The following is a 21,447-nucleotide window of genomic DNA, read 5'->3' on the forward strand; positions in this document are numbered from 1 at the left end:
GGAGTGGCGTGGACGAAACCGCTACGGAGGAGACGGAACGGGAGACCGCCGCGGCCGCTCCGCAGAAGGGCACGGTGACGCAGCGCGCCCTTGAGCGGATCAAGGCGATGATCGCCGAGGGACTGCTGGAACCCGGGCAGCGCCTGCCCACCGAGCGGGACCTCGCGGCCCAGTTGGGCATCTCCCGCAGTTCGATGCGTGAGGCGATCCGCGCGCTGACCGTGCTCGGTGTGCTGGAGGCCCGGCACGGCTCGGGCATCTACGTCACCCGGCTGGAGGCCGGTGACCTGCTGGAGACGTTCGGCGTGGTCGCCGACCTCTCCCGCGGCCCGCGCCTGGTGGAGCTGCTCGAGGTGCGCCGCGTCCTGGAGTCGACGGCGACGGCGCTGGCGGCGGCCCGGATCACCCGGGACCAACTCGCCGAGGTGGAGAAACACCTGACGGCGATGAACACCACGGACGATCCGGAGGAGATCCTCGCCCACGACCTTGCCTTCCACCGGGAAATCGCCGTGGCCGCGGGCAACGAGACGATGGCCGCGATGCTGGACGGCCTGTCCTCGCGCACCTTCCGCGCCCGCGTCTGGCGCGGCTACCAGGAGGAGGGGGCCTTCTCCCGAACACGCCGCGAACACGCCGCGATCCATCGGGCGCTGACCGCCCGGGATCCGGAGGCCGCGCGGGCAGCAGCGGCCGCGCACGTCGGCGAGGTGGAGGAGTGGCTGCGGGCGCAACTGGAGCGGTAGCGGTTGGCGGCCTGCGGCGATGCGGATGCCGAGAGTTGGTCATCGCTGGGAACTGCTTCTGGTCCTCCCCGCCTTTAGGACAGGATCTGACCGCAATGGCTCATAGCGTGGTCCTTGTCCGACGGAACAGAAACACCGGAAGGCGGAGACCATGACCGTCAACGAGCAGACCACCCACGACCCGGCCGGGGCCCCGGCCGTCACCGGTGAGCGCGCCGATCTGCTGGAGATGCTGGCCAAGCACCGGCACTTCCTGCGCTTCACCACCCGTGACCTCACCGACGAGCAGGCCGGGTTGCGGACCACCGCCAGCGAGCTCTGCCTGGGCGGCCTGATCAAGCACGTCACCGCGGTCGAGCGGAGCTGGGCGGATTTCATCCTGAACGGCCCCTCGGCGATGGGGGACTTCACGGCCATGACCGAGGCCGACTGGGCCCGGCGGGCGGACCAGTTCCGGCTCTTGCCCGGTGAGACGCTGACCGGCGTATTGGCCGACTACGCCGAGGCGGCCCGCCGCACCGACGACCTGGTCGCCACGCTGCCCGACCTGGCGGCCACGCGGCCGCTGCCGAGAGCCCCGTGGTTCGAGCCCGGCGCGCAGTGGTCGGCCCGCCGGGTGCTGATGCACATCATCGCGGAGACCGCCCAGCACGCCGGCCACGCCGACATCATCCGCGAGACCCTGGACGGCGCCAAGAGCATGGGCTGACCGATGGTCCGGTCGGCGGTCAACAGCGGGGTGCCTGCACCCACCGGGCACGTGCGTCGAGCACGGGACATCCGGCAAGATGACCCCGTGCCCTTCCTGCTCGAAACCCAGGACCGCGCCGCAGGCGCCGCCGCCCCCGTGCGGATCCGGCTGGCGGCGGCCGCGGCCGCGGTGCTGACCGTCGCCGCGGCGCTGGGGCTGAGGGCCGTGTCGGCGGGGAGCGTGGGCAAGTACGGTGGAGACGCGCTGTACACCGTCCTGCTTCTGACCCTCGTCGTTCTGGTGGCACCCCGGGTGAGGCCCCTGACGGCCGCCGCAAGCGCGTTGGCCGTCAGTTGGGGGATCGAGTTCCTGCAGCTCAGCGAGGTGCCGGCAGAGCTCTCCCGGCGCAGTGCCGTTGCCCGCCTCGTGCTCGGGTCTACCTTCAACCCGCCCGACCTCCTCTGGTACGCGGTCGGCGCGGCAGCGGGCTGGCTCGTCCTCACCGCGGTGAGGAGGCAGGCGTAGGGCCTGCTGGTGGCTCACCTGCGGCTCCGCCGATCGGCCACGGCCCAGGAGCCGAGTCGCTCCAGGTCGGTTCGGTGCGGCAGTCGGTCTGCTCGGTGGTCAGCCGGACGGGCGGCGGCGGATGCGCAGCGCCAGGACCAGGCAAGCCGCGGTGGCGGCGATGGCCAGTGCGGCGGGCAGCCGTGCCCATGAGGTGCCCGCGACCGGCGCCTGAGCGGCGAGCAGGACCACTGCGGTCGCGGCGGCCGCCGCCAGCGCGGGGGTCGCCCGCGGCCGGCCGGGCGGGGCGGTGACCCCGGCTGTCCACGCGTCGGTGACGAGCAGGTAGGCGAGCAGCAGGGCTGCGATGCAGCCCACCAGCCAGAACGGGGGGCCGGTGGCCGCGGCGACGGCGATCGCCGCGGCCGGCAGCAGGGTCGTCCTGCGGCGGGCCGCGACGGTCCGCCAGCGCATGGAGGTCAGGACGGGGCGCGCGTCGGCCATCGGAGCGGCCCACCACGCGGCCGCCGCCGCGCCGAGCACCAGCACCCTGACCGGCAGGGGCGCGTGCAGGGCGGCCGGCGGGTTGCAGGCGGCGACGGCGAGGGCCGTTCCGAGCACGCGGTCGGTGATGCGGGAGGTGAGACGCGCGACGAGCAGGGCGGTTCGGCTGCCGTCGGGGCGCGGGGCCGGCCGGGCGAACCGAGCGGGGGCGTTGGTCATCGGGTCCCCCCGTGGATGCGGGTGCGAAGCAGCGGCGCGAGGGCGAGGTCGAGGGTCTCGCCGGGCCGGTGGGCGACGACCGCGATGCCGCGTTCCACGAGAGCGAAGCGCATGGCGTCGCGGTCGGCCCGCCACAGCCGCAGCGCGAGTTCGCCCTCGGTGTCGCCGGGTTCCACGACCGGGTCGCCGGTGGGGATCTCGACCACGACCATCGGGTTGGCCCGTCCGCGCACCTGGTGCAGGATGTCGAAAATCCGCTGGTCGGTCAGCGGCGTGATGACATACACCAGCGCTCCTTCGGGCAGTGCGGGCGGTGGGAGCGGGCTGAGGCCCTCCGTGCGGTACGCGCGGTCCTTGCGGACCTCCAGCACACTTTCGACGATGCGGTAGAAGTACCCCTGGCCGCTGCCCGGTTGCAGCCAGCGGGTCGCGCCGCCGACCGACACGACGCCGACCCGGTCGTGGGTGCGCAGATAGGCGCGGACCAGTCCGGCAGCGGCCCGGAAGGTCTCGTCGAGCGAGGACGCGCCGGCGACCGGATCGACCACGTCGGCGAGCACGTCCAGCAGCACCACGGTGTCGGCGGTGCGCTCCGCGGCGAACTGATGGACCTGCAGGGTGCCGCGGCGGGTGGTCGCCGGCCAGTGGATCCGCCGCTGCCGTTCGCCGCGCACATACGGATGCACGCCGGTGACCTCGACGCCCTCGCCGCGCTGCACGGCGGTGTGCTCGCCGAGCCGCTGCGGCAGCCGGACCGGGATGGGCGTGAGGCCGGCGTGTTCGGGCACCGGGAAGACGGCGATCTCGCCGAGTTCGGCCCGCACGGTGCGCCGGGCCAGCCCGCCGCGGTCGTAGACGTCGACGTCGACCGTGCCGAGCGTCCAGCGGCCCCAGCGCTGCGGGGTCAGGACGAGATCGACGCGGTGCGGGCCGACCGCGAGGTGGTCGAGCCGAACCCCGTGGCCAAGGGTGATGCCGGGGTCCAGGCGGCAGGGCTCACCGTCGTAGGCCACCGCGATCCGCACCGTCACCTGCTCGCCCTCGAAGCACCGCCGCGGTTCCACCTCGACCTCGGCCGTCACCGCTGCCGGGCGCGGCCCGCCCGGCAGCGCGAGGGCGAGCAGCACCAGCGGCGCGGTGGCCAGGGCAAGCACCCAGGGGCGCCCGGTGAGCAGCGCGGCGGCCAGCGCGACAACGGCCAACGTGCCCAGCCGCAGCGCCCGTTCACCGGGTCGCCAGCCGGGCGGGGGCGGCGGCGGGGGTTCGGCGGTCACGTCCTGGCGGCCGTCCAGGGCCCGCTGGACGGCGGCCGCCGCCCGGCGAGCCGGCACCGGCTCCGTCATGACACGACCGGCGTGCGCGGCAGGGTCTGCGGGGCGGGCACGGACTGCGCGATCTCGCGGATCACGTCGTCGCCGTCGATCTGCCGGACCCACAACTCCGGCTTGAGAGTGACGCGGTGCGCGAGGCCCGGCACCACCACGGACTTGACGTCCTCCGGGGTCACGTAGTCCCGCAGGTCCAGGACGGCACGGGCACGGGCGAGCTGCACCAGGGCCAGACCGCCGCGCGGAGAGGCACCGACCTGGATGTGCGGGTGGGCCCGGGTGGCGCCGACCAGCGCGACGACATAGTCCAGCAGGTCGTCGTCCACCTCGACGCGTTCGACGGCCGCCCGCATGGCCAGCACCTCGCCCGGCCCGCTGAGCGTGCGCAGCACCGCCTCGGGCGCCGCCCGATCGACCCGCGCGCGCAACATGCCGGCCTCCTGGGACGCCGTCAGGTAGCCCATCCGCACCCGCAGCAGGAACCGGTCGAGCTGGGCCTCCGGCAGGGTGTACGTGCCCTCGTACTCGATGGGGTTGGCGGTGGCGACCACCACGAAGGGCTCCGGCAGCGGCCGGGTGCTTCCGTCGATGGACACCTGGGACTCGGCCATCGCCTCCAGCAGCGCCGCCTGCGTCTTGGGCGGGGTGCGGTTGATCTCGTCGGCGAGCAGCAGGTGGGTGAAGACCGGTCCGGGCCGGAAGACCATGTCGGCCGTCCGCTGGTCGTAGAACGGAGCGCCGGTCACGTCGGAGGGCAGCAGGTCGGGAGTGAACTGGATGCGGCGGAAGTCCAGGCCGAGGCTGGTGGCGAAGGAACGGGCCAGCAGCGTCTTCCCGAGCCCCGGCAGGTCCTCGATGAGGACGTGGCCGCCGGCCAGGATGCCGAGCATGACCAGCTCCAGTGGTTCCGGCTTGCCGACCACCGCCGTGCGGATCTCGTCGAGCACGGCCGCGGCCCGTTCACCCGCCTGTCGCGGTGTCAGGGCGTCGTGGTCCGGGGTGGGCTGCGGGCTGGTCACGGGCGGATCCTCACGGGGTGGGGTCGGTATGTGTACGTGCTGCGGGGTCGGCCGCGGCGCCACCGGTCACAGGGCTTCCAGGCGGTCGAGCAGGGAGCGCAGGACGGGCTCGGGGAGCGTGGGCTGCGGAGCGGTCGCCTCGGGATCGATCCACGGCCACAGCTCAGCGCCGACCAGTGCCCGGGCCCGCTGCGGGTTGCGGTACATCGCCACGCCGTGCCGTTCGGCCAGCCGGGCGGCGAACAACCGCTGCAACTGCGGCCGCATGACGGTGTGGAGGTGCACTTCGCCGTCGTCCGCGAGGGTCTTGGCCACGATGCGGTGCCATTCGCCGAGCGCCGGGGCCCGGCTGTTCAGCAGGCGCACCGGCCTGCGGTAGCCGCTGTCCTGAGCGGCAGCGCCGGCGGCATAGCGCCCCAGGGCCAGCACGACGGCGGTGATGAGGGCGAGGCCGGTGGCGGCGGCTGCGGCACCGTCGGCCAGGGCGAGCAGCGCTCCGGACGCGAGGGCGACGGTGCCCAGTACGGTCAGCGAGTGGCGTACCGAACCAGGCGTCCCCCGTGCGGAGGTGACGACGGTACGGATCCGTGCGGGCACCCTCATTCGGCACCCGCCACGGCTTCGGTCGCACGTGCCCGCGAGCGCAGGCCGTCAGCGATCTCGGCGAGCGCGGCCGCGGCCCGGTCGCGGTGGCCGCCGTCCATCGGGTGCGTGGAGTAACGGGCCTCGCGGAAGAGGGCGGTGAGCTCGGCGGCGGCCGCCGTCTCGGGCAGGCCGCCCGCGACGGCCCGCTCCAGCAGGTCCTGCGGGCTGTCCGAGGCGCGCCGGGTCATACCGGAGTCGGCGAGCGACTCCTCCATGGCGACGTAGCAGGCGATGACGGCCGCGCGGGCATCGGTTCCTTCCCGCAGGGCGCGGCGCCCGGAGTCCACGGCCTGGGCCAGGCGTTCCTGCTCGGCGTCGAGTGTCGCGTACGTCGCCGAGGTCTCGGGCTCCGGCGGCCGGGTCAGATACCGCCACAGGTGCAGTGCGGCGAGGACGACGACCACGGCGAGCAGGGCGATACCGAGACCGAGCAGGATGCGCGTCAGCCCGAAGTGCATGCCGTGGTCACGGTGCCCGGCACCCTGTGCGGGTGACGGGGTGCTCACCGGGTCCTGCCACGCGGGGGTGGGAAGCCGGGACGGCCCGTGGCCTTCCTGGCGGTTGCCGCCGGACGAACCGAACCGGTGCAGGACCAGGATGAGCAGCGGGAGGACCAGCGGTGCGGCCAGTAGGACGCGGCCCACGCTGTCCACCAACCGCTGTTCCACCGGGTTGAGTTCCCGGCCGGTGCCGAGCTGCTCCAGGTACTTCTCGCGCAGTGCGAGGCCGCCGAGGAGCGAGAGCAGGGCGAGGCCGACCACGAGGACGGGGTTGCCGCCGAGCGGCCCGCGGCCCTTGGCGAACAGGCCGGTGCCGGGGTGCAGCAGCAGTGCTGCCAGAGCGGTTCCGCCCACGACCAGTACCGTCAACGCGGCCCGTGCGGCCCCGATCGTGCCGTGCCGCCGTCGCCCGCCCACCGTACGTGCCCGCCCCACTGCCATACCCCCCTCTTGCGACAGGCAGCTTCGCACACCGGTCGCGGGCGTGCCAGCAGGGGTTTACCGGCGGCGCGGACCGGAAGGGGGCAGACAAGGAGCAGCAGCACCGGACATCGGCCGTTGGGCAGTGGTGGCGGCCCGTGGCGGCCCGTGGCGGTCAGTGAGGTCCAGCCCGTTCGGAGCCGGTCGCCGACAGTGCGGAGGCGGCGGTTTCGAACAGGGGCACCGGCGGGTCGTAGACACCGCCGCCGATGCGTCCGGCCCGGCCGGTCCGTTCGATCATGCCGAGCAGCACGAGCGGCCCGGTCCCGGTCCTGACGACCGCGTGGGCGGTGAGTCCGGCGGGGGTCCCGTCCGCGTCGGAGAGGGTCCGCCCGGCCAACACCGCGCCTCGTTCGGTGGCGTCCTGCGGCAGGTATCCGTGGAGCGCGGCCCGGACGGCCGGCGCGGACGCCAGGCTCTGCCCGCCGAGCCCGAGCAGGTCCACGACCGCGCTGTCGCCGATCGCGCCGACCGCCCGGCAGCCGGTGTGCGGGGCCTCGACGTGGCCACGTGGCGGCATCGCGGTCGTGGTGAACCAGCGTCCCGGCAGGCCCGCGACCTGGATGCCGAACGCGTGGCCGTTGCCGCCCGCGCGGGTGACGGCGGAGGAACCGGGGGTGCCGTCGGCAGCGCTCAGCATCAGGGCCGCGGCAGCCATCCACAGGTTGAGTGCGAAGGCGGGCGCCGCGTCGAGGAACGCGGCGACGTCGTTCGGGGTGTCGGGCGCGGCCGCGCGGAGCCGTGCGGCGAGCAGCCTGGATCCGGCCACCGTACGGCTGTGGCAGTCGTCGCCCTCCGCGCGGGCGGCGCCGATGACGGGCAGCAGGTCCAACGGGCCCGCCGCGTCGAGGCAGTCGGCCAGCCAGTCGGCGAACGCGCCGTCCAGCCAGTGGTGGTGGGCGGGGATTTCGGGGTCGGCGGTGCCCAGGCGCAGGGCGTGCTCCTGGCCTTCGTTCACGACGGCGTAGCGGACGTGGCCGGCCGCAGGACCGTCGGTGACCGGAGCGTCGCCGACGGGCGGGCCGGTGACGACGTGGACGGCCATCGACGGCGAGGCGACGCCCGCGAGCGGCACCACGACCCCGTGGTCCTGGGCCGGGGCGAAGGCGGTCTCACCCCCGAGGACGAACCCGCGGCCCGCCTCGACATCGGTGGCCCAGCCCTCGTACACGCACGCGAGGGCCAGGGAGTTGAGGACCGGCGCGGGGATGTCGTCGACGGTTTCGAAGGGAGGTCCGGCGTGCAGGAGCAGCCAGTCGGACCCGGTCACAGCCCGGACGGTGGACATGCCGGTCCAGCGGGGGCGGCAGGCGGCCAGCCGGTCCAGGGCCCGCTCGTCCGCCGCGTGGACGAACGGGGTGGACCCGGCGGACGACGGGACGGCGTCGGTGGTCGGCGCGGAGTTCACGCGGGTCACCGCCCGGCCGGGGCAGCGGAGTCGTCGCGCACCCAGGTTTCGGAAAGGGCCAGCGCGGCGGACTGCCCGCGCCCGTTGAGGAAGTCCCGTTCGACCGTCGAGCCGGGCAGCCGGCGGCCGTCGGCCTCGACGCGGGCGCCCGAGGCGACACGGAAGACACTGAACATCTCGTGGCGCCGGGTACCGGACTCGGTGGCCGGCACGTCCACCGCGAACGGCTCCCCGAGCCCTTCCCAGGTCAGGGCCAAGGAGCGGTCGGCGGTGCGGGCGGCCTCGGTGAGAGTGGTGACGCCGTCCCCGGACTGGGTGAACTCGGCACCGGTGACCAGATCGAGCGCGTCGAGCGCTGCCTTGGCGGGCCGGAACAGCACGAATGCGCGGACGAAGTCGTCGATCAGGAAACGGGCCAGCGGCTCGTTGTCGGTGAGCGCGAGCCGGACGGCGCCGGGGTCCGGCTTACTGGTCCGGTCGCCGGACGCGCAGGAGGGCTGCTCGACGGCCAGGACGAGGTGGCCCGGGCCGAAGTCGGAGGCGGTGACGCGGAAGAACAGCGACAGCGACGACCACGGGCCGTGGGGGTCCGTCTTCAGGTAGACGAAGGGGTTGTCGCCGGTCCAGTCGACCTTGCCGGAGCGCACGATGTCGGACATGGGTGACCTGCTTTCGGAAGGGGACGCGGGGGAGGGGGACGCGAGGGGAGGGGAAGGGAACGTGAGGGCAGGGGAGGGGCTGCTACAGGCCCTGTTCGGCGCGCAGGGCCAGGAAGTCGGAGGTGGGTTCCCAGCCGAGCAGGTCGCGGGCGCGGGTGCTGGAGAAGATCGAGGCACGCGGATTGCGCTGGTACAGGCGGGGGTTGCGGATCTCGGGAAGCGCGCCGATCCGCTCGCGGTACCAGTCGAGGGTGGGTTCGGGACGGCAGGTGTCGTCGGCGCTGAGGAAGAAGGTGCCGTGGCGCAGGCCGTCCGTCTCCAGCGCGGCGCGGAAGGCGCGGGCGACGTCCTGGGCGGTGACGTAGTAGTAGAGCCAGTGCGTGGCGGGGTCGTCGATGAAGGCGGTGAACTCCGCGAGGGTTTCGGGTAGGACGACGGCGAGCGGGCGCAGGCAGATGACGTCGGGTCCGCCCGAGCGGACGACGCTGAGCCCCATGGTCTCGATGATCTGCTTGCTGACGCTGTACGCCTGGGTCGGCCGGTTCTCGTGGTCCTCGTCGACGGCCAGGTAGCGGGGGGTCCAGTCGGGCCGCATCTCGGAGAGCCCGCAGGCCGAGACGGAGGAGGTGAGGACGACCTTCTTGACGTCGTTCTCGGCGGCGGCCTGCAACACGTGCCAGGAGCCGAGGGTGTTGACCCGGATGTACTCCTCGGGGGCGGCCTTCCAGTCGAAGTCGATGGCGGCGAGATGGACGACGGCGTCGGCGCCCTTGGTGACGGCGCGGACCCTGTCCAGGTCCATGACGTCGGTCTCGGCGTAGGCGACGGAGGCGTCGGAGGCGACCCGGTCGGCGTTGACGACGTCGAACGTACGGGCCAGTTCGGCGACGACGTACCGGCCGACCCGGCCTGAGCCGCCGGTGACGACCACCTTTTTCAGCGCGGACATGGTTCTCCTTCGGGATTTCAGGGGTTCACGGGTTCACGGGATGTGTGGCATGTGCGGGTACGGCGTCCGCCGGACCGGAGCGGGGAGGCGCGGTGGTCAGAGGTCGAGGACGACGCGGCCTGCCGCGCGGGAGACGCACGGCATCATCGAGGCACCCCCGGCCCGCTCCTCGGGGGTGAGGACGGAGTCCCGGTGGCGGGGGGTCCCGCTGAGCACCCCGGTCTCACAGGCGCCGCAGGTGCCCTCCCGGCAGGACCAGTCGACGACGGCGCCTGCGGCGAGCAGCACCTCCAGGAGCGAGCAGCCGGCGGGGACGCGGTGCACCTGGCTACTGGAGGCGAGTTCGACCTCGAACTCCTCGTCCTGCTCGTGAGCGGCCGGCTGTCCCGCGGGCGGCGCGGCAGGGGCGAACCGCTCCAGATGCAGGGTCCAGGGCGCCCCCGCGGCGTGCCGCTCCTCCAGGAGCGACAGCAGCCCGCCGGGGCCGCAGGCGTACACGGCGGTACCGGAGCGACAGCCGGCGAGGAGCGCGGTCACGTCGAACTCGCCGTCGAGGTCGTTGCCGTGGACGGTGACCCGCTCGGGCCCGTACGCCTCGGCCTCCTCCAGGAGAGCCATGCGGTCGCGGGACCGCCCGAGGTAGACGAGCCGCCAGGGGCGGCCGGCGCGTTCGGCCGCCGCGGCCATGGGCAGGATCGGCGTGATCCCGATGCCTCCGGCGAGGAACAGGTACTTCGGCGCGGGCCGCAGCGGGAAGGAGTTGCGCGGCCCCCGGACACTCACCGTGGTGCCGGGGACCAGCCGCCGGTGGATCAGCTCCGAGCCGCCCCGCCCGTCCGGCACGCGCAGCACGGCGATCCGCCAGCGGCGCCGGTCCGCCGGGTCGCCGCACAGCGAGTACTGGCGGACCACGTCCGGGGTGCCGTCGCCCGGGTCGACGACCAGGTCGATGTGGGCGCCGGGCTCCCAGGCGGGCAGTTCCCCGCCCAGGGGGTCCTCCAGGGTCAGTACGGCGACGGAGTCGGCGACGTCGGTCCTGGCGGCGACCCGCACAGTGGTCACCGCGGCGCGCGGCGGGGCGTGCACGGCCGCCTCCAACTGGAGGGTCACACCAGCTCCTCGGACCGGTAGCGCTCGGCGAGCCACTGGTTGAAGCGGACGAGCACGACCTCGGAGGGCGCGTAACGGCCGCGGGGGGCGAACCGCGAGTGCATCCCGCGCTGGACGCCGGTCCAGGCGAAGACGTCCTCGACCATGACCTGGGCCAGGTCGTCCTTCTCCATCTGCCAGACGTCCTTGAAATCGGGCAGTCCGAGCGTGGACTCGGGGTAGAGCCAGGTCGCGGCGAAGACGGAGCCGGTCGGCCCGGTGGGCAGCCACAGGAAGTACTTGACCTTGTCGGGCAGCGCGATGATCAGCAGGTTCGGCATCACCGTGACGTACAGCAGCCGGCTCTGTTGGTCCTCGTCGAGACCGGGCAGCAACGGCAGCAGCACCTCACCGGTACGGGTGGGCGAGGCGCCGGGGGCACGGCCGATCAGCTCGTAGGCGATGATCCCGTTGTCGACGTCGTTGAGCGGGGTGTCGTAGTCGATGCGCTCACTGGGCGTGGGATACATCGGGTTCCACGACTTGGCGTGCAGGTGGGCGCAGTGGTAGCACTCGTCGGCGAAGATCTTCCAGTTCCAGGCGTACTCGTCGAACTGCTGCGGTTCGGCGGAGCGCAGGTTCGCCAGGTCGTACGGGGCGAGCTGCCGGGAGAGACGTCCGAGGCGCTCGGCGACGGGGGCGATGTCCGGGTCGAAGGTGATGAAGACGAAGCCCTCCCACACCTCGGAGCGGACCTCGGGCAGGCGGATCTCGGACTTGTCGAAGCAGGGGTGGCCGTTGAGGTCGGGTGCGGACTGCAGGGCGCCGTCGAGGCCGTAGACCCAGGAGTGGTACGGGCAGCGGAAGCGGCGGGTGTTGCCGCGGCCCTCGACCAGCGGCATGGCGCGGTGGCGGCAGAGCGCGGAGCGGACGTGGACCTCGTCGTCGGCGCCGCGGACCACCATCAGCGGGTCCTTGTCGACGGTGACGGTGTAGTAGTCGCCCGGCTTGGGGATGTCGGTGGCGCGGCCGACGCAGAACCAGTCGCGCCCCCAGACCGCCTCCTGCTCGAACCGGTAGAACTCGGGTGACGTGTAGCACTCGGGCGGCAGCGACACGGCCTCGTCGACGCTGCCGATGCTGGCGGCGAACTGTTCCGCGGGAAGGGGGGACTTCATGACTGACGGCTCCTGTGGGTGCGAGGGGATGCGGCAGGGAGATGCCAGGGGGATGCGGCAGGGGGACGCGGCTCAGGCGAGGGCGGCGATGAGCGCCCGCATCCAAGGGCCGAGGTCGCGCGGGAGCTGAGCGCTGATCAGATTGCCGTCGACGACGACCGGCTCGTCCTTCCAGACGGCGCCCGCGTTGGCGAGGTCGTCCTTGATCGCGGCGACGCTGGTGACCGTACGGCCGGGAAGAATGCCGGCGGAGACGGCGACCCAGCCCGCGTGGCAGACCAGGGCCAGGGGACGACTCGACTGGTCGAACTCGCGCACGAGATCGAGCACCCGGGCAGAGCGACGCAGCAGGTCCGGCGCGAAGCCGCCGGGGACGACCAGTGCGTCGAAGCCGGCGGCCTCGATGTCGTCGAACGAGGCGTCGACGGGGTGCGGATATCCCGCCTTGCCCTTGACCGGAGCGCGGGTCGGGCCGGCGACGACGACCTCGGCGCCCTCCTCACGCAGCCGGATCACCGGGTAGAGGAGTTCCGACTCCTCGAAGTAGTCCGCGGCGAGGACGAGGACCTTCTTGCCTTGCAGAGACACGGATGCGACTCCCATGCGACGGCGCGACACGGCGCAGAATGCGGTGGAGAGAGCGCCCCGACTCAAGGTGTGCGGGTGTGCACTCTCACTGAACATTTATGTTCAGTGCAGGAAAACGCTCGTGTCAAGAGTCGCTGCATGAGGAACGCCTGGCTCGCCCGCGGCGGCGACGTGGGCGGGCGCAATCGGGTCCATCCCCCAGGACGGCGACGGCGGGCCTCCCCCTACCGGGGAGACCCGCCGTGTGGTGCGGCTCAGCGGCGACTCAGGGCTGCGCCCCCGGGTCGGCCAGGGAGAACCAGGCCGCCCGCGCCCGGCCGGTGCCCTCGTTCCAGAAACGGTGCGGCAGCGTCGAGTCGAAGGCGATGGAATCGCCGGGCCCGAGCACGAACTGCTCGAAACCGATCTGGACGTGCAGGCGCCCTTCCAGAACCAGCCCGTACTCGCGTCCGGGGTGACGGATGAACTGCTCGCCGGGCGCCGAGCCGGCCCCGACCTGGTACACGATCTCGCGGAAGTCGACACCGTGCTCGGTACGCGGGGTGAGCAGCTCCCAGCGCATCCCGGTCTCGATCTCGATGGACCTGCGGGTGGCCGCGCGCTGGACGAAGCGCTCCTCACCCGGCGTGCCGGGCACCGGCTCACCGGTCGTGCCGGAATCCGCCGCGTACGGGCCATGACCTGGGGCGACCTCTGCGGAAGCCGGCTGCGCCCCGCCTGACACGTCCGCGACGCGAGCGGCGCCCGAGAGGCTCTCCCCGACCGCTGCGGTGCCGTTCCGGTCCTCCTGGAACAGCCCGTCCATGGACAGCCCGAGCTCGCTCACCATGGCATAGAGGACGCTGACGGAAGGCGCGGCCAGCCCCCGTTCGATCTGCGAGACATGGCTGGGTGAGCAGCCGAGTCTGCGTGCGAGCTCGCGCAGACTCATCCGCTTTTGCTCGCGGACCGCCCGAAGACGCTTTCCGAGCGCGGCCCCGCGCTCGGAAACGCCGCCGGACGGGCTTCCTCCCGCTCCGTCAACGATGCTCATGACACTCGAGCGTACAGGGATGGTGGACATGGATCTCTACCTGTTCACGATGTGCGCTCTCTATTGACATAACGTTTTGTGTCGCTGAACACTCAGCACGTTCGCCACGGGCCGCCCCACCTGCCCCCTGGCGACCCCGTCCCTCCCCTCTGCCTCAGCCGGCGTCTGTCCGCGCCGAGCGCCCCCGGGCGGAGCCCATCTTTGGGAGTTGAGTATGGCGACCACATCGATCATCGACGACAGCCCGTTGTCGTCCTTCCACAAACGTCTGCTGATCCAGTCGTCGGGCGGACCGTTCCTCGACGGATGGCTGCTCAGCATCATCGGCATCGCCCTCGTCGGCATGACGTCCGACCTGCACCTCAGCGGCACGGAACTGAGCCTCACCGGCGCCGCCGCCCTCGTCGGCATCTTCATCGGCGGTCTGGTCTTCGGCCGGGTCACCGACCGCATCGGCCGTGAACTCATGTACACGATCGACCTGGTCGTCCTCGTCGTGGCCTCGGCACTGTGCGCGTTCGTCACCGACGGCTGGCAGATCATCGTGCTGCGCTTCGTCATCGGTCTGGCGATCGGCGCCGACTACCCGATCGCCACCGCGCTGCTCGCCGAGTGGCTGCCCGCGAAGAAGCGCGGCGCGATGCTCGGGTCCCTGGTCGTGGCCTGGTTCCTGGGCGCGACCGCGGCCACCTTCCTCGGCTTCGGCCTGACGGCCTGGCTGGGTGAGGAAGCCTGGCGTTGGATGCTCGCCAGCGCCCTGGTGCCGGGCGTGGTCATCCTGTTGCTGCGCATCGGCACCCCCGAGTCCCCTCGCTGGCTGGTCTCCAAGGGTCGCATCGCCGAGGCGGAGGCCGTCGTCCGCAAGGTGTACGGAGAGGATGCCGACGTCTCCGGACTGGCCCGGGTCGAGACGGCCGGCGGACCCGCCCTCGGTTTCAAGGCGCTGCTGAGCGGCGAGTACCTGCGGCGGACCGTGTTCTGCGGTCTCATGTACCTGTGCGGTGTCACCCCGCTGTTCGCGATGTACACCTTCGGTCCGGCCATGCTGGAGTCCTTCGGCCTGGGCGAGGGCAACCTCAGCAACTTCGGCTACGCGATGATCAGCCTGCTGTTCCTCATCGGCTGCCTGCCCGCGTTGCGCTGGTGCGAGACGTGGGGTCGCCGGCCGCTGGTGATCTGGTCGTTCTTCCTGATGGTGATTCCCTTCGTGGTGCTCGGGCTGATGCCGACAGGTCCGGTGGTCCTGGTCATCGGCGCGTTCTGTCTGTACGCGCTTGCCTCCGGCGGTCCCAACACCCTGGAGTGGTCGTACCCGAACGAGCTGTTCCCGACGGAGATCCGCGCGACCGCGATGGGCGTGATCACCGCGGTCAGCCGGATCGGCGCCGCGGTCGGCACCTACCTGCTGCCGATCTCGCTCGACCACCTCGGGGCCGGACCGACCATGCTCGTCGCGGCCGCGCTGACCGCGGTCGGCTGGCTGGTCTCGGTCGCCCTGGCCCCGGAGACCCGGAACAAGTCCCTCACCGAGTCCAGCGGCATCGGGGCGCCCGGAGACACCGCCTCCGGGCCGGCGTCCGCTGTCGGCGCCACCACCACCGCCACGGGGGAGCGCCGTGGCTGAGGTGAAGCACGTGCCGCCCCATGCGTACTCCCTGGCCGAGGCCGTGGACCGGCTGGCCTCAGGCGAGTTGACCGCCGGCGCGCTGCTGGAGTCCTGCCTGGCCAGGATCGACGCGCGCGAGCCCGTCGTCGGCGCCTGGGAGCACCTGGACCGCGAGGCGGCGGTCGAGCGTGCCCGCGTCCTCGACCAGGGCCCGGTCACCGGGCCACTGCACGGGATCCCGATCGGTGTGAAGGACATCGTCGACACCGCCGACCAGCCGACGCGGTACGGCTCGGAGTTGTACCGGGGACACCGGCCGACGGCGGACGCGTGGGTGGTCCGGCGCCTGCGCAGGGCCGGCGCGATCGTGCTGGGCAAGACGGTCACCACGGAGTTCGCGTACATCTCCCCCGGGAAGACGGCGAACCCCCGCCGGCCCGAGCACACCCCGGGCGGCTCCTCCAGCGGATCGGCGGCGGCGGTCGCCGATGCGATGGTCCCCGCGGCGCTCGGCACCCAGACGGCCGGCTCGGTGATCCGCCCGGCCGCCTACTGCGGCGTCGCCGGGTACACCGCGACACCGGGCACCTTCCCGCTGACCGGTGTCAAGGGGCTGAGCCACACCCTGGACACGCTGGGACTGATGGCCCGCGGCACCCGGGACCTGGCGCTGCTGCGGGCAGCGCTCCTCGCACCGGCACGGCGCCCCGTCGCACCGGACGGTCCGCCCGCCCTGGTCGTCTGGCGGAACACCGGGCTCGGCTCGACCGACCCCGCGATGGACCGGGCGCTCGACCAGGCGGCACGCGTGGCGGCCGAGGCCGGCGCCCGCATCGTGGAGGCGCCGTCCGGACTGCCGTCACTGCCGTCGCTGCCGGAGATCGCGGAGACGCACGCCACGGTGATGGCGTACGAGGCAGCGCGGTCGCTGTCCGCCGAGCGGGCCCAGCCGAAGCTGTTGAGTCCTCAGCTCCTGGATCTGCTCATCACGGGTGACCAGGTGGGCCGGCTCGACTACCTGGCCGCGCTGGACCGGGCGGCGGCTGCCCGGCGGGAGTTGTGGGAGAGCCTCGAGGGCGTGGACGCGGTGCTGGTCCCCGCAGCGCCGGGTCCGGCCCCGCGCGGCCTGGCCGCCACCGGCTCACCGGTCTTCAGCCGGCCGTGGCAGGCGATGGGGCTGCCCGCCGTGACCGTGCCGGGGCCGGCCACGTCGGACGGGCTGCCGCTGGGTGTTCAACTGGTGGCACGTCCCGACGACGACGAGCGGCTGCTGACAGCGGGCGCCTGGCTGGAGCAAGCGCTCCAAAGCCGGTCGGCCGCCTGAGCGGAGACACCCGATCGGCGTGCAGTTCGGCAGCCGCAGTCTGTGGGCGGCCCGCGCGGACGCCGGCCGCACGGGCCGCCTGTGCGGCCTGCCGCCGGATCCGCAGACGTAATAGGCCCCGGACTCCTACCTCTGCCCCCAGGGGAAAAGTAACCGGCGGGTAGCTTTCGGGTACGTTTTCGCCTCGTCCCTGCCTCGTTGGGTTGAACGAGTGAGCTATTGACGAGGAAAGGGCGGGCGTGCGGCAGGAGTGGCCATCCACCAGCGTCCAGCACTCGACCACTTCCTCGGCCGAGGCGTATCCGCAGGTCGCGGTGTGGTGGCGGTGTGCGGCCGGGCATGAGTGAGAGGAGAACATCTCCACCCGCACCGCGCTGGCGAAGGGGAAGAACGCGACGTCGCAGCCTGCCGCGAGTGCGTCGGCTCCCGGGTCTCCCCTACCTACCCCGTGTGCGGGCACACCGCGCTGGTCAAGCCGGAGGCGGCGGCGAAGAAGCATGACCGGTGCTGGAAGTGCCAGCAGCAGTGGTGGCAGGAGAACGAGCCGCGGATGAAGGCGGAGCTTTCCGCCGCGGCGAAGGCCGCCGCCGGCCGCGCGGCCGAACTGCTGGACACCGTGCCCATGCCGGAGCGCCTGGCCGTCGTGCGCGACTGGCGTGTCGACGAGCTGATCCCGTTCCTTGGGCTGAAGCTGTTCGGCGATGGCATCAGTCAGCATTACGGAGGAGAGCCTTGGCAGCGACGACCGCGTATCCAGACCAGCGGCCAAGGACGCCTCGGGCAGCGGGCGCGGTGGGTATTGCGTTCGCTGTCCTGCTGACGGCCGTCATCGTCCTCGTGCGGATCGTGTTCCCCTCCCTCCCGCCCAGTGCGCACGAGTGGCACGCTAACTCCTCTGGCCGGGAGGCTCTTCGCTGGGCGCTGGCGCTGCTGCCGTTTGCGGGTATCGCCTTCTTGTGGTTCATGGGCGCGCTACGAGCCTACGTCGGCGAGGCAGAGGACAAACTCGTCGCCACCGTGTTTTTGGGCAGCGGCGTACTGTTCGTCGCGACGCTGTTTGCTCTGGCCACGTCGGCCGGCAGCCTGCTCGAGGTTGCCTCAGCGCGAGGCGGCGCGTCGGGTTCAGGGCTGCCCCTCTGGCAGTTCGGGCATCACCTCACCTACACGCTGCTGTCCAGCTACTGCATGCGCATGGCCGCGGTGTTCACCCTCTCGACCACAACCATCGGCCGCCTTCTGGGGCTGTTCCCGCGCTGGCTGGTGTGGCTCGGCTACCTCGTCGGCCTCATCCTCCTCTTCGTTGTGGTCAACGTGCGCTGGTCGGAACTGGTATTCCCCCTCTGGGTCCTGCTGGTCAGCTGTCACATGCTCATCTCCCCGACCTCATGATGATCATCGGCCCAGTTATCGCGCCGGCAGCATTTTCATTTTCGCCGCGCTACTCGATCACGATCGCGGAGGCACTCGATGCCCCCTGGGAAGAAACCAGGGCGGCAGTACTGCAGGTCGCCGGACCGCTGAAACAGGCGGCGTCGGATCCGAGCTGCGATCATTCACGAGGGGATCACATAGCTGAGTGGCCGCATCGCTCAGGCGTGAAGATGCGAGGCAGCGTGTCCCTGCTGAGGATGAAGAGGTGAGGGCGATAGCGCCCCATGTCGTGCGCTTGGAGACCCTCGCACCGACCGTAGCAGGAGGATCTCACGATGACTGCGACGACAGGTGGAACCCAGTCTGCTCACCCCGAGCGCCCGGGCAGGTCGGACGGGGTCTGCAGCGAGTTCACCGTCTTCACCAAGATCAAGCCGGGTGAGGCCGAAGCGCTGCGTGAGGACCTCGCCGCGATGGCCGACGCGGCGGACGACGAGCAGGTCCATGCGGCGGTGCGACAGATCGGTACTCTGCATGACGCACGGCACGTGATCTTCGACGATGACGCCCGCTTCATGTTCGCCAGCGTCTTCGACGGTTCCTGGGACACCTACATCGACGACTTCGCCCAGACGGTGGTCGGGGCCCGCTTCGAGCGGGTCTTCTCGCACAGCGAGGGGTTCCCCGGCATCCATGATCCGGGGGTGAAGGACTGGTTCGTCGCCCACCAGGCGCCTGCGGGAGTCTTCGTCAGCGCTTATCCCGAGCTGACCGTTCAGCAGATCTACAAGGACCATCGAGTGGACGAGGCGTTCCAGGAGGTATTGGACACCCCCGAGTTCCGGGCGGCCCTGGAGAACCCGGCAAACGCCGAGCTGGTTGCCACGCCAGCCTTCCAGAAGCTGCTGGAGGAAGCCGCGGCATAGAACCCGGGCGCAATCCAACCCTCGGAGCCGATCCGACGCCGGTGGACCGCGCTGGCGACGGCGGGTCGGCGGCTGGAGGGCTGCCCTGGCAGAAGCCGATATGGAGGCACAAGCGATCATGAACACCGCGGACAGCAGCAGTACGGCGAGCGTGCGCGTCGAGATCGACGATGTCCAGAGCGGCGCCCTGCGGCCACGGCCCGTTCCCTACGCGGGAAAGTTCGTCTTCCTGCGCGTCGACGACGGCCAGGCAGGGCGCGCCCTGCTGCGGCGGCTGCTCCCGGTGACCTCGGGCGGTCTGTCCAGTGCGGACCGGAGCCGGGATGCCTGGGTCGCGGTGGCGTTCACCTACCAGGGGCTGAGGGCCCTGGGGGTGCCCCAGGAGTCGCTGAACAGCTTTCCGCGGGCGTTTCGTGAGGGCATGGCCGCTCGCGCGGAGCTGATCGGCGACGTGGGCGAGGGCGCACCGGCCCACTGGGAGGCTCCCTTCGGCACAGGCGATGTCCACATCGCGTTGAGCGCCCTGTCCTCCGACGCGGCGCAGCTGGAGAGGGAACTGGAGCAGGCCCGTGTCGCGTACGAGGGCACCCCCGGTGTCCAGGTGATCTGGCAGCAGGAGGTCCGCCAGCTCCCGACCGGGCGCACTACCTTCGGCTTCCGTGACGGCATCAGTCATCCGAACATCGAGGGCGTCGGACTGCCCGGCTCCAACCCGCAGGAAGCCCCGATCAAGGCCGGCGAGTTCATCCTCGGCTACCCCGACGAGACCGGCAATCTGCCGCCCGCACCCAGCCCCGACGTGCTGGGGCGCAACGGGACCTACGTGGCCGTCCGCAAGATCCACACCAACGTGGCCGCCTGGCGCCGGTACCTGCGTGTGAACAGCTCCAGCGCCGAGGAGGAGGCGCTGCTGGCGGCGAAGATGGTCGGGCGCTGGCCCAGCGGGGCGCCGCTGACACTCGCGCCCGAGCACGATGATCCGCAGATGGCGGCCGATCCGCACCGTGTGAACAACTTCCTGTACCGGGAGCACGACGATGGCGGCTTCCGGTGCCCCGCCGGTGCGCACATCCGGCGCACCAACCCCCGCGATTCCACCATCATCGGCGACGCCCGGATGCACCGCCTCATCCGCCGCGGCACCACCTACGGCCCGCCTCTGCCCGAGGGCGTGCTGGAGGACGACGGCGCCGACCGCGGGCTGGTTGGAGTCTTCATCGGGGCTCACCTGGAACGACAGTTCGAGTTCATCAAGGCCGAGTGGATCAACGACGGAAACTTCATCGGCTACCCCGGCGAGCAGGACCCCGTGGCCGGGCACCACGGCGGAACCGGCAGCGTCACCATCCCCGAGAAGCCGGTCCGCCGACGCCTGCGGAACCTGCCCAGCTTCGTGGTCACCCGCGGCGGCGAGTACTGCTTCCTGCCAGGCCTGCGGGCACTGCGCTGGCTCGCCGAACTGGAGGACTGACGGCGGCACCCGTCGCCCGAGGGCCCGATCCATGCTCTCCGAGGAGAGGTCGAGGTCATGGCAACACAGTTCGTCCGCTACACGCCCGACGTCGAAGACGACGACCCGGACTTCGACCAGAACCTGCAGAAGGTGATCGACAAGACCGAGAGCTACATCGCCGAGTCGGTCACGGCCGGCGGCACCGGACAGGCCCTCCGCGACGCCCACGCCAAGGGCTACGGGCTGGTCCGAGGGGAAGTGGAGATCCTTGCCGGGCTTCCCCCCGAGTACGCCCAGGGCATCTACGCAACCCCTGGAACCCACGACGCACTCATCCGCTTCTCCAACGGCTCGCCCCATGCCGGAGCCGACGCACGACTGGGCGCCGCCACCGGACTGGCCCTGAAGATGTTCGACATCCCCAGCCCGACCCTGCTGGAAGACGAACCGGACACAGGCACATTCGACTACGCCAATATCAACGGACCGATCTTCTTCTGCAACACCATCGAGCACTACCTGTTCATCCAGGAGTTGTTCCTGAACGCACCGGCCTACTTCTCCCGGGGCCGACCCGGCGCCCATCGCTTCTTCACCGAATTCGTGACCGGCAAGGGAACCCTGGACCAGGACAACTGGGCGTGGGACGAGTTCCTGGCCTTCCTGCGCCTGGCGAAGACCCCACCAGCGAACCTGCTGCTGTCCAGCTACTGGACGATGGGCGCGGTCCGGCACGGGGACTACATCGCCAAGGTGCGCATCACCCCCGATCCGTCCTCCGCCGCCGCGGTGGTCCGGCGCCACATCGACCCGGCCTCCGTACAGGAGGTCTTCCGGCCGGCCCTGCAAGCGGAACTGCAGGAGCGGCCCTACGTCTTCGACATCCAGATCCAACTCTGCACCGACCTGGAGCGCATGCCGGTGGAGGACACCACCGTGGAGTGGCCCGAACAGCTCTCGCCGTCCGTCACGGTGGCGAAGCTGCGGCTGCCCCAGCAGGACATCTCCGGCCCGGAGAACCTGGCGAAGATGGACGCGCTGTCCTTCACGCCCTGGCGGGTCACCGCCGAACACGCGCCCCTGGGCAACATCATGCGGGCCCGCAAGGAGGTCTACCGGCACTCCTCCATCGCCCGCCACAAGCTCAACCAACAAGCACGCACAGAGCCCCGCAGCGCCGACGAGGTACTTGGCCCACCCCAATGAAGCCGTCCGCGAGGCGTACCC

The 21,447-nt window shown here is 71.7% G+C and carries 22 protein-coding genes; 10 read left to right on the top strand and 12 right to left on the bottom strand.

Annotated features, from left to right (window positions below; translation table 11 throughout):
- The first annotated feature begins 8 nt into the window (after positions 1–8).
- The 3 genes from ACIHCX_RS26700 (at position 9) to ACIHCX_RS26710 (ending at position 1,962) form a co-directional block, all read left to right on the top strand.
- On the top strand, positions 9–746 hold the full coding sequence (locus ACIHCX_RS26700) for a FadR/GntR family transcriptional regulator (protein WP_400033670.1): 738 nt from the start codon (positions 9–11) through the stop codon (positions 744–746).
- A 151-nt stretch (positions 747–897) separates the two neighbouring features.
- The gene (locus ACIHCX_RS26705) at positions 898–1,455 is read left to right on the top strand and encodes a DinB family protein (protein ID WP_400033672.1); all 558 of its coding nucleotides are present in this window, start codon (positions 898–900) and stop codon (positions 1,453–1,455) included.
- Positions 1,456–1,542: 87 nt separating this feature from the next.
- Positions 1,543–1,962: a DUF2809 domain-containing protein gene (locus ACIHCX_RS26710; RefSeq protein WP_400033674.1), complete on the top strand. Its 420-nt coding sequence runs from the start codon at positions 1,543–1,545 to the stop codon at positions 1,960–1,962.
- Positions 1,963–2,061: 99 nt separating this feature from the next.
- Here ACIHCX_RS26710 and ACIHCX_RS26715 read toward each other — a convergent pair whose 3' ends face one another.
- From ACIHCX_RS26715 to ACIHCX_RS26770, 12 genes are all read right to left on the bottom strand, one after another.
- The gene (locus ACIHCX_RS26715) at positions 2,062–2,664 is read right to left on the bottom strand and encodes a hypothetical protein (RefSeq protein ID WP_400033676.1); all 603 of its coding nucleotides are present in this window, start codon (positions 2,662–2,664) and stop codon (positions 2,062–2,064) included.
- Positions 2,661–4,007 carry a DUF58 domain-containing protein gene (locus tag ACIHCX_RS26720; protein ID WP_400033678.1) on the bottom strand — a complete coding sequence of 449 codons (1,347 nt, stop codon included), beginning with the start codon at positions 4,005–4,007 and terminating at the stop codon, positions 2,661–2,663. Before ACIHCX_RS26720 ends, ACIHCX_RS26715 begins: the two co-directional genes overlap by 4 nt.
- Positions 4,004–5,011 (bottom strand): AAA family ATPase, encoded by a 1,008-nt coding sequence (locus ACIHCX_RS26725; RefSeq protein WP_400033680.1) that lies wholly within the window; start codon positions 5,009–5,011, stop codon positions 4,004–4,006. Before ACIHCX_RS26725 ends, ACIHCX_RS26720 begins: the two co-directional genes overlap by 4 nt.
- A 66-nt stretch (positions 5,012–5,077) precedes the next feature.
- The gene (locus ACIHCX_RS26730) at positions 5,078–5,614 is read right to left on the bottom strand and encodes a hypothetical protein (RefSeq protein WP_400033682.1); all 537 of its coding nucleotides are present in this window, start codon (positions 5,612–5,614) and stop codon (positions 5,078–5,080) included.
- A complete protein-coding gene (locus ACIHCX_RS26735) occupies positions 5,611–6,510 on the bottom strand; it encodes a DUF4129 domain-containing protein (RefSeq protein ID WP_400033684.1) in 900 nt (299 codons plus the stop codon). The genes ACIHCX_RS26730 and ACIHCX_RS26735 overlap by 4 nt, the downstream gene beginning before the upstream one ends.
- A gap of 241 nt (positions 6,511–6,751) precedes the next feature.
- A complete protein-coding gene (locus tag ACIHCX_RS26740; protein WP_400033686.1) occupies positions 6,752–8,044 on the bottom strand; it encodes a DUF1116 domain-containing protein in 1,293 nt (430 codons plus the stop codon).
- 5 nt (positions 8,045–8,049) lie between these two features.
- Complete coding sequence (locus tag ACIHCX_RS26745; protein WP_400033688.1) at positions 8,050–8,703, bottom strand: hypothetical protein; 654 nt, start codon at positions 8,701–8,703, stop codon at positions 8,050–8,052.
- Between the two features lie 82 nt (positions 8,704–8,785).
- Positions 8,786–9,652, bottom strand: coding sequence for an NAD-dependent epimerase/dehydratase family protein (locus ACIHCX_RS26750; RefSeq protein WP_400033690.1), 867 nt, complete (start codon positions 9,650–9,652; stop codon positions 8,786–8,788).
- A 96-nt stretch (positions 9,653–9,748) separates the two neighbouring features.
- Positions 9,749–10,714, bottom strand: coding sequence for a PDR/VanB family oxidoreductase (locus ACIHCX_RS26755; RefSeq protein WP_400033936.1), 966 nt, complete (start codon positions 10,712–10,714; stop codon positions 9,749–9,751).
- 44 nt (positions 10,715–10,758) lie between these two features.
- Positions 10,759–11,919 carry an aromatic ring-hydroxylating dioxygenase subunit alpha gene (locus tag ACIHCX_RS26760; RefSeq protein WP_400033692.1) on the bottom strand — a complete coding sequence of 387 codons (1,161 nt, stop codon included), beginning with the start codon at positions 11,917–11,919 and terminating at the stop codon, positions 10,759–10,761.
- Between the two features lie 72 nt (positions 11,920–11,991).
- Positions 11,992–12,507: a type 1 glutamine amidotransferase domain-containing protein gene (locus ACIHCX_RS26765; RefSeq protein WP_400033694.1), complete on the bottom strand. Its 516-nt coding sequence runs from the start codon at positions 12,505–12,507 to the stop codon at positions 11,992–11,994.
- A 265-nt stretch (positions 12,508–12,772) separates the two neighbouring features.
- Positions 12,773–13,570 (bottom strand): helix-turn-helix domain-containing protein, encoded by a 798-nt coding sequence (locus ACIHCX_RS26770; protein WP_400033696.1) that lies wholly within the window; start codon positions 13,568–13,570, stop codon positions 12,773–12,775.
- Positions 13,571–13,754: 184 nt separating this feature from the next.
- Here ACIHCX_RS26770 and ACIHCX_RS26775 point away from each other — a divergent pair, with 184 nt between their 5' ends.
- The 7 genes from ACIHCX_RS26775 (at position 13,755) to ACIHCX_RS26805 (ending at position 21,426) form a co-directional block, all read left to right on the top strand.
- Positions 13,755–15,164, top strand: coding sequence for an MFS transporter (locus tag ACIHCX_RS26775; RefSeq protein WP_400033698.1), 1,410 nt, complete (start codon positions 13,755–13,757; stop codon positions 15,162–15,164).
- Positions 15,157–16,470: an amidase gene (locus tag ACIHCX_RS26780; RefSeq protein WP_400033700.1), complete on the top strand. Its 1,314-nt coding sequence runs from the start codon at positions 15,157–15,159 to the stop codon at positions 16,468–16,470. Before ACIHCX_RS26775 ends, ACIHCX_RS26780 begins: the two co-directional genes overlap by 8 nt.
- A gap of 448 nt (positions 16,471–16,918) precedes the next feature.
- On the top strand, positions 16,919–17,290 hold the full coding sequence (locus ACIHCX_RS26785; protein WP_400033702.1) for a hypothetical protein: 372 nt from the start codon (positions 16,919–16,921) through the stop codon (positions 17,288–17,290).
- Positions 17,263–17,859 (top strand): hypothetical protein, encoded by a 597-nt coding sequence (locus ACIHCX_RS26790; protein WP_400033704.1) that lies wholly within the window; start codon positions 17,263–17,265, stop codon positions 17,857–17,859. Before ACIHCX_RS26785 ends, ACIHCX_RS26790 begins: the two co-directional genes overlap by 28 nt.
- Positions 17,860–18,176: 317 nt before the next feature.
- Positions 18,177–18,767: a hypothetical protein gene (locus ACIHCX_RS26795; RefSeq protein WP_400033706.1), complete on the top strand. Its 591-nt coding sequence runs from the start codon at positions 18,177–18,179 to the stop codon at positions 18,765–18,767.
- A 118-nt stretch (positions 18,768–18,885) separates the two neighbouring features.
- Positions 18,886–20,238 carry a Dyp-type peroxidase gene (locus ACIHCX_RS26800; RefSeq protein WP_400033708.1) on the top strand — a complete coding sequence of 451 codons (1,353 nt, stop codon included), beginning with the start codon at positions 18,886–18,888 and terminating at the stop codon, positions 20,236–20,238.
- Positions 20,239–20,295: 57 nt separating this feature from the next.
- Entirely contained in the window at positions 20,296–21,426 is a 1,131-nt protein-coding gene (locus tag ACIHCX_RS26805) for a catalase family protein (RefSeq protein WP_400033710.1), read from the top strand.
- The last annotated feature ends 21 nt before the right edge of the window (positions 21,427–21,447 follow it).

It is taken from the genome of Streptomyces sp. NPDC052043 (genome assembly GCF_044548235.1).
Taxonomy (GTDB): domain Bacteria; phylum Actinomycetota; class Actinomycetes; order Streptomycetales; family Streptomycetaceae; genus Streptomyces.

What these genes read in the sequence shown, in the direction of transcription:
- ACIHCX_RS26720 (WP_400033678.1), bottom strand. Translation starts at nt 4,007, where the DNA reads ATGACGGAGCCGGTGCCGGCTCGCCGGGCGGCGGCCGCCGTCCAGCGG.
- ACIHCX_RS26795 (WP_400033706.1), top strand. Translation starts at nt 18,177, where the DNA reads ATGACTGCGACGACAGGTGGAACCCAGTCTGCTCACCCCGAGCGCCCG.
- ACIHCX_RS26730 (WP_400033682.1), bottom strand. Translation starts at nt 5,614, where the DNA reads ATGAGGGTGCCCGCACGGATCCGTACCGTCGTCACCTCCGCACGGGGG.
- ACIHCX_RS26760 (WP_400033692.1), bottom strand. Translation starts at nt 11,919, where the DNA reads ATGAAGTCCCCCCTTCCCGCGGAACAGTTCGCCGCCAGCATCGGCAGC.
- ACIHCX_RS26745 (WP_400033688.1), bottom strand. Translation starts at nt 8,703, where the DNA reads ATGTCCGACATCGTGCGCTCCGGCAAGGTCGACTGGACCGGCGACAAC.
- ACIHCX_RS26705 (WP_400033672.1), top strand. Translation starts at nt 898, where the DNA reads ATGACCGTCAACGAGCAGACCACCCACGACCCGGCCGGGGCCCCGGCC.
- ACIHCX_RS26805 (WP_400033710.1), top strand. Translation starts at nt 20,296, where the DNA reads ATGGCAACACAGTTCGTCCGCTACACGCCCGACGTCGAAGACGACGAC.
- ACIHCX_RS26770 (WP_400033696.1), bottom strand. Translation starts at nt 13,570, where the DNA reads ATGTCCACCATCCCTGTACGCTCGAGTGTCATGAGCATCGTTGACGGA.
- ACIHCX_RS26750 (WP_400033690.1), bottom strand. Translation starts at nt 9,652, where the DNA reads ATGTCCGCGCTGAAAAAGGTGGTCGTCACCGGCGGCTCAGGCCGGGTC.
- ACIHCX_RS26775 (WP_400033698.1), top strand. Translation starts at nt 13,755, where the DNA reads ATGGCGACCACATCGATCATCGACGACAGCCCGTTGTCGTCCTTCCAC.
- ACIHCX_RS26800 (WP_400033708.1), top strand. Translation starts at nt 18,886, where the DNA reads ATGAACACCGCGGACAGCAGCAGTACGGCGAGCGTGCGCGTCGAGATC.
- ACIHCX_RS26715 (WP_400033676.1), bottom strand. Translation starts at nt 2,664, where the DNA reads ATGACCAACGCCCCCGCTCGGTTCGCCCGGCCGGCCCCGCGCCCCGAC.